The organism is Paenibacillus sinensis (assembly GCF_019904155.1).
Lineage (GTDB): Bacteria > Bacillota > Bacilli > Paenibacillales > Paenibacillaceae > Paenibacillus_AQ > Paenibacillus_AQ sinensis.
Genome location: NZ_JAHCMB010000026.1, coordinates 77178 through 90541 on the forward strand (window position 1 = coordinate 77178; position 13364 = coordinate 90541).

The following is a 13364-nucleotide window of genomic DNA, read 5'->3' on the forward strand; positions in this document are numbered from 1 at the left end:
TGACCGGGGACTCGACCTATTTCATGTGGGTAGTACCTGATTAAAGCTGACCGCCTTTCAAGCGGCTATTGCTCGGAGAGTCGTGTTCTAGCACGGCTCTCTTTGCATTGTGCGCTGTTTCTGCATTTATAATAACACGTATTATTTTGTTTTGAACCTTGAAACGGTGCTTCATCAATAATTGTTATACACGCCAACAAGAATATATTGAAGGGAATCCGATAGAATTGTATGGGGGGCTGTATCTACTGTAAATGTCCCTCCCGCCTCCGTCGTTCCGGATTGCTTAGGGATGTCAATCTGACTAAAATTAGAATCTTGTATATAAAAGTGCAGGTACAGTTGGTCATTCAAAACAGCCGATTTCCCTTCATTTATTGCAGTCAATCGGACATTTGCTACATTAATGCCGGATGTATTCGTGTGTGTAGTAACAGAAGCTTTGAGAGGTCTGATATCCTTGTTCAGTTTATCCGATAAAAAATGCAATTCGTCCATGACAACTCCAGATGGCAAATAAGCAGGATCAACAATCAGGGTAACGATTCTCCTGGATTGATCCCAGCTCGTACCGATGTGGAACGAAGTTGTAATCACACTCAAAGGAACAAACATACTTCCTTTATACAGAGTGGGAACTGTATCCATCTCGGATGAAACCCCATTGATCTCCACCTTTTTAGAGCCTATTGTCATCTTTACCGTATAGAATTTGTTGTCTTTGACGTCCTCTACGTAATTTTTTCTTGAAATGACCGCCGTTTTGCTGTCTGCGTTGTAGGCTGCATCTGCGGATAATAAATTGGAAACGCTGCGTAAAGGAACCATTAACCGGTTTTCTTTATCCACATAAGGCGCCAGAGGTGAAGTATAGACCACATAGAATTGATTGAGCTTCAACAGTACAGTTGAATTCAATGTGGAAGTGGAAGCGGAGACAGACAGAGCAGGAACAGAAACGAGTACGACAATTAGACCAAGCAAAACTCGCATTTTCTTCAGCAATGTAGTGCACCATCCTTTGCTATTATTCATCGGTGTTCATACCTCTTTGTTGTTCTATCAAGAAATTGTAATTTCGATACAAATATTGTAACACGATTACCACTAATCGGGCAGAGTCTCATCCTTTTTTTGACAATGGAAAAGAGTCTGTGTATAATTAAACGTGTATTAAACATGTTCAATTCGCGTATTATTATGGAGGGGTTGTATGATAACTGGGACCACAAAAGATCAACTTATCGCAGCAACGAGACAATTGCTTTTATCCGCCGAGGCTCCCGAGAAAATTACCGCAAGGCAAATATCACAGACGGCCAATGTCAATTTGGCGATGATCAATTATTGTTTTGGCTCTAAGGACGAATTGTTGAAGACGGTTATTGATGAGATCATTGCTTCCGAATTCAAACAATTTACTGCGGCGGATCATAGTCAGAGCCCGAAGGAAGAGCTTAAAAAACTGTTGTACCATATGTGCGAAGTCACGATTAAGTATGAGTCAATAACAAGGCTTACCGTTCCCTATGTGCTGCTCAATGCACCGATCGAAATTCCGGTTGATGTACTACCTTATATCAGGGAGCATTTCAAGGGAACAAGGGATGAGAAATTTTGCAAAGTGATTGCTTATGAAATGGTTAGCTTTCTACAGGTCATTTTCTACCGAGCAAAAGATTTTTACAAATACGCCGGCGTCGATATCTATAAGGAAGCTGAGCTGAGAGAATTGATAGATAACCAGCTAAATTTGCTCTTAGGAGGGGATTTGTAATGAAAAACAATTTGAGAATACTCTCGATAACGGCTTTTGCCATATCCATACCGGCGCTCATTATTACAGATTGGTACTGGAAAGGTTACGGCGTTTTGTGGATGTTCATTTTTCTGACGGTCGGATTGATTCTGGATCAATTCAGACGCTTGATCTTTCCGGATTCTGCTGTATCTCCGGTTTACAGCTATCGGACGAACAAACTTCTCAACATCCTGTCATTAATCCTGTTTGTACAGTCGCCAATGGGTTTGATTTATGGAAACCGGGCTGTAGAACATCGCGGATTCTGGATCATGGCGATCATGATTTGTTCAGCTATCGGGATTAACCAAATCGCAACACACAAGTTTCGCTACACCGCTAGAAGATAGGGAAGGGAGTCTGTTCATGCTCGGAAAATAGTAACGGAATGGGATGCCCAAACCGTGTGCATATTCTCCACTCCGCGCACCAGGTTGGAATCGGCTGCTCTGACTGGCTTGGACAATCTGGATGCAGATGTTATAAAATGGTAGCCAAAGGAGTGTGAGAACATGGGTTGGAGCAGCCTTCGAGTGATTCCGAATATCTATAATGAAGAAATTGAGGCAATTGATGAGGCTCTTCTGGACTTGATTCACAAACGGAGGGAGACGGCAAACGGTCGCCGGATGGCTCCGGATATGGAGAAGCTGGAGCAATTGTCAGCGAAGTACGGAATAGAGCTGCCTGAGCTCTCGATGCTGATTCATGGCTTCAATGATCAGGTCCGTCCGGTATTCTGGGAGGAATCCTCCGAGCTGACCGGAGTGCTGTCCATCATGAAGAAGACGGTCTCCGGCGATTGCGAGTATATGCTGACTCATGCCATGCAGTATGAAGACTACAGCAGAGTGGCATTGGATATCCGCTATTTGCCGGAATCCCGGCAGGACGTAATGCTACGACCTCAGCTGACACTTGCCGTTATTGGCGAAGGGCAGTATACCGTCAATCCGCAAGGCGGGAGGGGAGGCGGTGGACGGTCGAAAATGGAGTTTGTGGTCGTTCCGCGACTTCCCGACAATCTGGAGAATATTGAATTCTCGCTGGTGCCGCATGCGATGCATATGGAACAGACCTCCAAGGAAATCAAGCTGGATAAGCAGGTGGATTTCTGAGCTGTCCCGATTATCAACTGGTGCACAGGAATGGAAGCGAAGGTTCATTGATAGTGGTTAAGGAATCAGCTGATTCTATCTAATATGGGATACAATGATAAACGTCCGAATTTCGGGCGTTTTTTATTATATTTGGAAGAAGATGCATGATTGGGATTGTAAATGTGATGTAAAGTGACACTCAAGCGAATTTAACTTTAATTTTACATAAAATTGTTTACAAACGCCATGGGACTGTCATATATTATGACTCAAGAACAAATGATATTTTGCTAGTTTTACAAATGTTCAGACATCAATGCCAGACAAATCGGGATTAAGCGAAAGGAGGACGGCTTCTAACCCGTACATATTAGCGAAATTTTAGGATAAGCCGCAGCCGGAACAAATTGAACAGTCAATCTGAAATGAAATGTAAGAACTAGGGGGAAGAGCTTTGAAGTATATTAGGCAAAATAAAAGAATCAGCGGTTTGATTCTGTCTTTGATCCTTCTAATTACCTCCGTGCTGCCGCTTGGCTTCAGCGGTACTGCCTCCGCGGATTCGCAGGTGCTCGTCTATTGGAGCGGTGCGGGAACCGGAACGGGGAGCGCGGCTTCTATTATGCCTGTCAGCGGACAGGCTGCCGACAAAGCCGCGACGATCAAAACAGTGGGCTCTGCGGTCACTGGCTACAATGCCGGACCGGTAACCGGAGTCAATGTCGTCAACTCGAATACCTGGACGGCAAGCCCTGCATACTGGGAAACTTCATTCTCTACGGAAGGGTATGAAGGGATTACCGTGTCTTCCAGACAGTACAGTTCGTCAACTGGTCCGAAGGACTTCAAGCTTCAGTACAGTCTGGACGACAGCAGCTGGAATGATGTTCCCAATGCCTCCATCACGGTAGCATCTGCCAGTTGGCCGAACGGTGGGGCTCTGGCGAATGCGCAGCTTCCGGCTGAAGCCAATAACAAGAGTCTCGTATATATTCGCTGGATTATCACTTCCGCCAATTCGGCAGGCGGGGGAACCCTTGGTTCCACCGGAACAAGCCGTCTGGCCGAAATCTACGTCAACGGCAGCCCGCTGGGAGGCGGCGGAGAGAGCAGCTCCAAGTCGGCGAATCCGGTGGCCGGAAAGATCGTATTCGGCGACGATCTGACGAGCGTCATCGGTTCTGCTGGAGCGGTGGCGAACGGCGCTTGGGTTCAACTGACCTGGGGAACACCTTCCGTTACGGAAGCTGTCTATGCAAGCCCGACAGACGGTTCCTTCAGCTACACGTTGAACAACCCGACTCAAGCGTCAAGTGTAAGCCTGATCTCCACCGAACAGGGGAAGGAAACGAGCGATAGCGTGACAGTCACGGTTCAACAGTCCTCGGCCCCTGTCGCAGGCAAAATTACATTCTCCAGTCTTGCCCAAGTTAATGGGGCAACGGGTGCTGTCGCGGGCGGCGCGACCGTTACGGCGCTGTTCACGGACGGTACGCCTGCCGGTTCGATAGCTGCGGCGGCGGACGGTTCATTCTCGCTTCCGCTCAACAATCCGAGCGGCAAGCAGCAGGTCAATCTTGTCGCCAAAGAAGTGTACAAGCTTGCCAGCGCTTCGACGGCGGTCAGCTATGTGGAGCAGACCGTCGTGAATCCGGGCGACGTTGTATTCAGCCAGCTGTACATCAATGGCGGCAATAGCGGCGCTTTTTACAAGACCAAGTTCTTTGAACTCTACAATACGACGGATCATGACATTAACTTCGGCGGCCAGTGGACGATCGGCTACGCCTCCTCGTCTGCAACGGCGTTCAACGCCGGTACAGCCTTGACGGGCACGATCAAAGCGCATGGCTATTATCTGGTGACAGGCAGCTCCGGTACGAATGGATCGGAACTCCCGGTAACGCCGGATCAGACGACAACCATCAATTCAAGCGGGTCGACGGGAGGGCATCTGTTCCTGGCCTACAAGACGACGGCCATTACAGGAGCCACCGACGATAAGCTGATCGACCTGGTGGTATACGGCAACGGAACGACAACCTCTTTTAAATTGAACAGCTCAAGCTGGGGAACGCCATACTTCGTATCCAATATCGGCAGCGGAACGATTCTCCGCAAGACGGCGGAGGGGTCGGACTCGCGCTCGGTGCTCGGGCTGGGCAACGGTTATTTCACCAAGGATAATTCGCAGAACTTCGTCATGAATGTTCCGGCCAGTACGGTTAATCCGCAGGAAATTCTGGTGCGGAATTCGAAGTACATGGAGTCACCGGCAGGGGACAAGCTGTCGCTGACTCATTCCGGCGGCAATGCCTTCGTCTCGGGTTCGGCGGGTGCAGTTCCGCAATCCGCGGCGGTAAGTGTGTTTACCGTGGATAACGGCCGTTTGGTTCAAGCGGGCCAGGTAACAGCCGGTTCCGACGGCACGTTCACTTTGAGCTTTGCTGACCCGGCAGGCACTCAGGTACTTTACACGTCCTTCACCGGCGTTCCTTACGGGCAAAGTGCCTATACCCGTGTTGATGAAACACCGGCGGCGAGCGGAGTAACCGCGCTGTCCAGCTTGCTGGCAGCGGACGACAACGGGCTGCCGCTCAATATCGGGCACAGTGTCACAATTGAGGGAATTGCCACTACAGGCAACAAGGTTCTCGGTACAGAGCCTACAAGCTTCTATTTGCAGGGTGCGACGGGTGGTATTCGGGTAATTGCCGGAACTCTGCCGTCCGTCGATATTCAGGCGGGGCATAAATACAAGCTGACAGGCAAGCTCGCCTTTGCAGCAGGAGCTGCCCAGTTCGTACCGGTCTCCATTCAGGATGAGGGAATTGACACGCTTCCACAGCCGGTGTCTGTGACACTGGACCAGTTGGAGAATTACGCTTCAGCTGAAAAATTGGAAGGTCAATTGGTTACGTTCAAGGCGAAGGTCACCAATATTCCGGGAACGGGAACCGACCTTAACCTGACGGTTTCAGATGAGGAAGGTCATACCGCGATCGTGAAAATCCTGTCCGGCATCGGTGTGGATGTTGCCGGCGGCGCGGTGGCTTTAAATGAAAGCTACTATTTTACAGGCATCCTGGGGCAATCCAAGCTGGCATCGCCGTACACGGCCGGTTATATGCTGCTGCCGAGAGCCGCATCGGATGTTAGGGGAGAACTGCAATTCAGTCATACCCCGTTGACGAAGGCCTATACTGGCATTGATGTCAGCTTCAAGGCGACGGCCAAATATGCGGATTCGGTAACGCTGTATTACAGAGCAGTCGGAGATGCCAGTTACAGGTCCGTGCCGATGATGTCGGGCGACGGTCTGAATTATAACGGCAAGATCGCTCTTGCGGATGTTCCCGCAGGGAAGTTCCAGTATTACATCGAAGCCAAGGCCATGGATATGGCTCAGAGCTCCGGAACGGCGCTCGAACCGTTCACAGTGAATGTGGTGGAAGACAAAGACGGTCCGGAGGTCTATGATTTCACGCCGGCCGGAGGCTCGGAGGTGGAAACGCAGCATCCGGTGATCTCGGCTCAGTACGAGGACCCGAACGGCATTGATACCGCTACAGCTTCCCTGCTGATCGATGGGAAGACCTACACGTCCAAGGCTGTCATCTCGGATACTTCCGTGAAGCTGGAGCTGACCAGCGACGATGACCTGAGTGTCGGCGAGCATACTGTCATGGTTATTATCAAAGACGGGCTTGGCAATCAAACGACGCAATCCTGGATGTTCAAGGTGGCGGAACGCTTCACCGGAGGCAACCACTACTACGGAACGACGCATAATCATACGAATATTTCGCATGACGCAGCCGGTACTCCGGAAGAAGCGCTGCAAGCGGCGCTGAAGCATCATTATGATTTCTTCGCATTTTCCGATCACTCGCATGATATCGACTCCAGCCTGACCGGAACCGACAGTGTGAATCACGGGGGAATGCCGGAACGCACAGGCGGATCGGATTGGCAGCTAACCAAGGATCTGGCCCATCAATACACCAAAGACGGCGATTTCGTAGTCTTCCCGGCCTTTGAAATGACCTCTACCACCTGGGGCCATTCCAATGTGTTCGGAACGGAGAACTTCATCGACCGCAAGCAGGATGGCGGTACTTATCAAAATCTCCAGAACTACTATGCCTGGATCATGACCTACGATGATCTCGTCGCCCAGTTCAACCATCCGGCATCCGGAGATTTCAACAAGTTCATCCCTTATAACAAGAAGCTCGATTCCCTCTTTACCATGCTGGAGGTGGGGAACGGCTCCGGGGAATATTCTTACGCCAACTATGAGACCAAATATTTCAGCGCGCTGGATTTGGGATGGCATCTGGCTCCGACATACGGCGAAGACAATCATGATGCGACTTGGGGTCAGACGAAGGAACGTACCGTTATCGTCTCCAAGGATCTGTCCGAGGCTTCCCTGCTCGATGCCATGCGCAAAATGCGTGTCTACATGACCGAAGATCCGAACGCCAAACTCGATGTTTCAGCAAGCGGCTGGTATATGGGTTCGGTAACGGATACGAAGACGCTGAACTTCGACATCAATTTCAGCGACGGAGTCTGGGAAGAGAAATCGGACCCTGACTACAGCTATATTAAAACGGCTACGGATGACAATGTGGCAAAGGTTGAACTCTTGACCAACGGCAGCAAGGTTGTCGACAGCTATATCCCGAGCGACAGCACAACTTCGGTAAGCTGGAAGCCGGTCGTCAACGTGACGGGCGGGCAGCAGTGGTTCGTCGTGCGTGTCACCCAGAAGGACGGAGATCGCGTCTATTCCTCCCCGATCTGGTCGCCGGAAGAACCGCTCTTCGTCAAGGTCAGCAATATCACGGCGACGGACGGAGCCGTAGTCGGGGGCTACCCGGCCGCGCTTGAGAGCGGAATAGCCAATCTGGGCAGCATTGACGTTACCAATCTGAAAGCTCATTTCTATTACGACAGCATCGACTCCGCGCATTTGATCGGCGATGCGGCGATCGCTTCACTCAAAGCGGGCGAATCGGCGACGGCGAGCGTCGTGTGGGCGTCGCCTGCGGAAGGGGCGCATAATCTTATTGTGGTCCTTGAAGCGGATCAAGACCTTGGGGACAACAAGTATGAGCAGGAGGTTTCGGTCAAGCAGCCGCTTGGCAAGACCATTCTCATCGACGCTTCCAAGAACAATGAGAACACGACCAAAGACACCGGCACCTACAAGGACAATCTGAAGTCATTTACGAAGCTGATGCGCCAGCAGGGCTATACAGTTGTCGAGAATTCGGCGGCGCTGACGGACGACATTCTGAAGTCGGCTACTCTGCTCTATATCTCCCATCCTGCTTCCGCATACAGCGCCGATGAGATCGCCGCAATCAAGAAATTCACCGATGGCGGCGGTGCGGTGTGGATGGCGGAGAAGAGCAACTACAGCGGAACGAATCAGAATTTGAATCCGATCCTGACCGCGATTGGCTCCAGCATACAGATCAATAATGATGGAGTTGCGGACGAGACCGCCTATGGCAACTTCTGGTCGAATCCGCTGACCTCCAACTATTCGGTCCGGCTTCATCCGCAGCCGGTCAACAATCTCTTGACCGACTTTGTATCGACCGTCGAGTACTACAGCGGTTCAAGTCTGGCCGGAAATGACGGGGCGGGAGGGAAGACGGCGCTGACGGACAGCAGTTCGGTGACGATTCTGGCCAGAGGCAATGAATCCACCTTCCAGATTTCCGGACAGGTCAAACCGGACACAATGACTTATAACGTCTCGACTTCACCGGCTCCAGCAGACCTGAGCGGCGGATCGGCTATCCCTCTGATCGCTTCCGAGCAGCTGGGCAGCGGCGGAAGAGTGGTTGTGTCGGGCATGAACGTATTTAACGACAAGCAGATGGACGAAACCTATTCGTCCAAAGGCAATGATGAGCTGGCGCTGAATGTCATGAACTGGCTCGCCAGCCTGGAGCCGAAGCCGATCCCGATTGCCGAAGCGCGCAAGCTGCCGGAGAACACGGAGGTCGTTGTTCAAGGCAAGGTAACGACTGCGGCCGGCGTATTCTTCGATGCGGCTTATGTTCAGGATGAAACTGGCGGCATTATGGCATTCAACGAAATTCCGGAAGGAAGCCTGAAGCTTGGGGACGAGGTTCGGGTGCGCGGACATATCAAAGTGTTCGAGAACAATATCGAGCTTGAATTCGGTTCATTCGACAGCAGCTTCGTGAAGCTGGGCGAGGGAACGCCAGTCGAGCCGGCAGCTGTTACCACAGCCGCCTCCATGGCCGACCCTTATCTGGGACGTCTAGTCAAGGTAACAGGCAAAATCACTTCCATTTCGGACAGCTCTATATTTGTCGATGACGGCAGCGGTCCGGCCCTGGTCTTCGTGGACGGCTATATTGCGAACCAGAGCGGACCGGTTCCGCAGATGAAGGTCGGAGATACGCTTGAGGCGGTCGGCATTGCCGGCGGTTACTCCGGCGGCGAACGGATTCGTGTCCGAAATACAGCGGAATTGAAAGTAATATCGTCGGCAGCGTCGGTGCCTGTGACTGGCGTAACGCTTAACAAGGACACACTGACGTTGGCTCCGGGAAAAAGCGAAACCTTGACGGCAAATGTTCTGCCGGAATCGGCAAGCAGCAAATCCGTGACCTGGAGCACCTCGGATTTGTCCGTGGCAACCGTGAATGACGGTGTTGTTAACGCAGTTAGCCCGGGAACGGCAACCATAACGGTAACGACTGTGGACGGCGGCTTTAAGGCTGAGGCATTGGTGACAGTATTGCCGGCAGGGGCAACACAACCAACGCCAACACCGGCGTCGACATCTACGCCAACGCCAACACCGGCGTCGACATCTACGCCGATACCGACACCGGCGGCTTCTGCGGCGGCGTCCGCATCACCGGCTCCGTCGGCATTGACGGTAGCTCCCGAAATGATCAACACGGGAGCGAACGGAGCTGGTGTCGTTGATATCGGGTCCTCGATCCGGACGGTGAATATTCCGTTCTCGATCGTTCCAACTCTGTCCGGCCGAAGTCTGGAGCTGAACGGCGGCGACATAGCTCTCACAATTCCGAATGCGCTGCTCAACAGTCTTGCAGCTCAGCTGCCTGTCAGTGAGCAGAGCGGCGGCAAGCTGGTTCTGCGAGTTGTTCCACTTGGAGATGCTGAAGCCAACGCGCTTCTGGACATCGGACGCGGGCAGCAGCATTCCGGCATCAAGCTGTCCGGCAAGCTGTACGACCTGCATTTGGATCTGGTGTCGGGCGGCGGAACAACTACGAGCTTGAAGCAATTCAGCGAGGCGCTTGAGCTTCGTCTGAAGCTCGACGCCAGTCTGAATCCGAGACTTGCGGGAATCTATTATATCGCACCGGATGGTTCGCTTGAATATGTGGGCGGACAGGTGAAGGATGGCTATATCTCCGCTCCAATCGGCCATTTCAGCCAATATGCCGTATTGGAATTCAGCAAGCTCTGGTCGGACCTGCCAGCGTCGCATTGGGCTTACAATGTTATTATGGAGCTGGCTGCGAAGCAGATTTTGAACGGTACGGGCGCTGCTACCTTTGAGCCTGGACGGTCCGTTACACGCGCGGAATTTACAGCAATGCTCGTGCATGCGCTGAAGCTGACGGAGCGGGGCGATCTTCCATTCGCTGATGTTCCAAGCCAGGCGTGGTATGCCGATTCCGTCAACCTGGCGTATAAGGCCGGAATTATCAATGGCAAGAGCAGTACCTTGTTCGATCCGTCCACAACAATTACCCGCGAGGAAATGGTTGTGATGACCATGAAAGCCTATGCTCTGCTGAAAGGCTCGTCCTCCGCGACTGTAAGCGGCACAGGCACAGCCGTTCAGCCGGGATTCAAGGACTCGGCAAGCATTTCGCCGTGGGCCTTGAACGAGGTGAAGGCGGCGGCAAGCCTGAAGCTGGTAAAAGGCCGCTCGGCGGATGAGTTCGCGCCGAAATCGGTCAGCACCCGGGCGGAAGCCGCGCAAGTAATATACAATCTGATTCAGCCGGAATAACGGCTGCATTAAGGGCGCAGGAGGATGCCATTCATTCGGATGGCATCCCTCTTGTCATTTTCAGGGGGATGAGTTATGAACCGATTCGGATTCCGCTCGCTCGGGCGGATGATCATGCTTGCTGCGGGGATTATGCTTGGCATGCTGCCGCTGGCTCCGAATGCTTCCGCACATGCGTACAGTGCGGGCTATACGACACTTTCGCTCACGAAGTCCCAGACGGAGATCACCTACACGCTGGACGAGCTTTCGGTCATTGAGCTGGCGGGGGGCGATCTGGACGATAATCTGATGCTGGATGATGCTGAATTCAACCAGATCAGAGAGCCGCTGATCAAGGTGCTTAAGGAGAACCTGATTTTCTCACTGGGGGGACAGGCACAACTCTGGACGAAGCTTGAAGGCCTGCAGATGGAGCGCAAGGGCGACGGCAGCAAGATCGTTCTGAAGGCTGTCTATCCGGCTGTTTCAGCTTTTCAGTCCATTTCGTTCAAGGATACGCTGTACCGGCAGGATAAGAATACGAATTATGTGGATTTGCTCACGATCCGTTATGGGCCGGGCAACAGCACAGCGGCTCTCTCGGGCGATTCACGCACCTGGGCGCTTCAATTGACCGATTCCGATTATGCCGGTCTGGCAGAGAATGTTGGAACCGGACAAGCTGAGAGCTCATCTGCTGACGGAACCGCTGGAGGGGAACCGCAGTCATCGGCTGCCGCCAATCCTCAGCCCCAGACAGAAACTGCGGCCGATTCCGCTTCATCAGAATCGTCTGCATCGGGCTGGTTTTCTTTTTTCACATTGGGCATGCATCATATTCTGGGGGGATACGATCATCTGCTGTTCCTGTTCTCGCTCTTGATCGCCCGCCAAACCTTCAAGCAGTATGCGATGATGATCACCGCATTTACCGTTGCGCACAGCTTGACGCTGACCCTTACCGTTCTTGGAATATTGAACGTTCCTCCGCAGTGGGTGGAGCCGGCGATTGCCTTGAGCATTTGCTATGTCGCCCTTGATAACATTATTCGGTCGAATGTTTCGGGCCGCTGGGTGCTGACCTTTCTGTTCGGGCTGATTCACGGGATGGGCTTCGCTGATCTTCTGAAGGAAATGGACCTTCCGCGCAATCAGCTCGCCGCCGATCTCATCAGCTTCAATCTCGGTATTGAGACCGTGCAGCTCGCGATCGTCAGCCTGTGCATTCCGCTGCTGATGCTGCTTCACCGCCACAAGCATGCCCGACGTGTCATTGTCACCGCTTCATGCGCCGCTTTTGTGCTTGGGGGAGCATGGCTGATCGAAAGAATGCTATAATCGGGATGTCAGCGCCGATTCGCTTCGAACGAACGGTTTCGCAAAAAGCGATGAGAGGACTGGATCTATTTGATCTTTGAGGAACAAACCGATGATAAGCTGAAACGGATGATTGATATCGCAAGAATGTACTACCAGCTTGACTACAGCCAGCAGGAGATTGCCGACAAGCTCGGCATTTCCCGGCCTACCGTATCCCGGTTTCTGCAGCAGGCGAAGGAAGAAGGAATTGTCAAGATCACGGTATCGAGTCCCGATGAGGATAAGGAAGAGCTTGGGGAACGCCTTGAGCGCAGGTTTCGCCTGAACAAAGCGGTTGTTGTCTCGGTTCCGCAGTATGAAGACGCCGTCGTGAAGAAGTATCTGGGTGAAGCGGCGGCGAAATACGTGCATCAGACCGTCAAGGACGGGGACATCATCGGGACAACCTGGGGAACGACACTGTATGAAGTTGCCCTGAATCTGCAGGATAAATGGGTCAAGAATGTCAAGGTGGTTCAGCTGAACGGCGGGGTCAGCCATTCCCAGACCAATACGTATGCGTATGAAATTGTTCAGCTCTTCGGACGAGCTTTTCATACGATGCCTTATTTTATACACTTGCCGGCTCTTGTAGACAATCCTCTTGTGAAACAGGCTATCGAATCGGACCGCCACATCCGGAATATTCTTGAGCTTGGCAAAAAGGCGAATATCGCGATCGTAACCGTCGGTTCTCCGACTGAGGATTCCGTGCTGATTAACGCCAATTACTTCTCCAAAGAGGACCTCGCGATCATTCACGAACGGGGAGTGGGCGACATTTGCTCCCGTTACATCGATCTGTCCGGCAAGATTTGCTCGGAGCTGTTCAATCAGCGAACTATCGGCATTGATCTGAACGAACTGAAGCACAAGGAGCAGTCGATCCTTGTCGCCGGAGGCATCCGCAAGGTGGACGGCATTTATGGAGCCTTGAAGGGAAAATATATGAATGTGCTGATAACGGACCAGTTTACGGCCCGGTATTTGCTGGACAAGCACGAGCCGGAGCAGCAGGATAGTGGCGAGGCTGGCGGTTAGCGGAACAAATGAAGGAGACTGTAAGGCCTGG

7 protein-coding genes are annotated in these 13364 nt (G+C 52.1%); 6 read left to right on the top strand and 1 reads right to left on the bottom strand.

What is annotated here, in order from left to right; all coding sequences use genetic code 11:
* Positions 1-174: 174 nt before the first annotated feature.
* On the bottom strand, positions 175-1035 hold the full coding sequence (locus tag KIH86_RS02200; RefSeq protein WP_223084700.1) for a copper amine oxidase N-terminal domain-containing protein: 861 nt from the start codon (positions 1033-1035) through the stop codon (positions 175-177).
* A 178-nt stretch (positions 1036-1213) separates the two neighbouring features.
* Between KIH86_RS02200 and KIH86_RS02205 the strand changes: the two genes are divergently transcribed.
* The 6 genes from KIH86_RS02205 (at position 1214) to KIH86_RS02230 (ending at position 13333) form a co-directional block, all read left to right on the top strand.
* Positions 1214-1777, top strand: coding sequence for a TetR/AcrR family transcriptional regulator (locus KIH86_RS02205; protein ID WP_223084697.1), 564 nt, complete (start codon positions 1214-1216; stop codon positions 1775-1777).
* Positions 1777-2151 carry a hypothetical protein gene (locus KIH86_RS02210; protein ID WP_223084696.1) on the top strand — a complete coding sequence of 125 codons (375 nt, stop codon included), beginning with the start codon at positions 1777-1779 and terminating at the stop codon, positions 2149-2151. Before KIH86_RS02205 ends, KIH86_RS02210 begins: the two co-directional genes overlap by 1 nt.
* A gap of 162 nt (positions 2152-2313) precedes the next feature.
* Entirely contained in the window at positions 2314-2919 is a 606-nt protein-coding gene (locus tag KIH86_RS02215; protein WP_223084695.1) for a chorismate mutase family protein, read from the top strand.
* Between the two features lie 436 nt (positions 2920-3355).
* Positions 3356-10951 (top strand): S-layer homology domain-containing protein, encoded by a 7596-nt coding sequence (locus KIH86_RS02220; RefSeq protein ID WP_223084693.1) that lies wholly within the window; start codon positions 3356-3358, stop codon positions 10949-10951.
* A gap of 75 nt (positions 10952-11026) precedes the next feature.
* Complete coding sequence (locus tag KIH86_RS02225) at positions 11027-12271, top strand: HupE/UreJ family protein (RefSeq protein WP_223084691.1); 1245 nt, start codon at positions 11027-11029, stop codon at positions 12269-12271.
* 108 nt (positions 12272-12379) lie between these two features.
* A complete protein-coding gene (locus tag KIH86_RS02230) occupies positions 12380-13333 on the top strand; it encodes a sugar-binding transcriptional regulator (RefSeq protein ID WP_223086029.1) in 954 nt (317 codons plus the stop codon).
* Positions 13334-13364 lie beyond the last annotated feature (31 nt).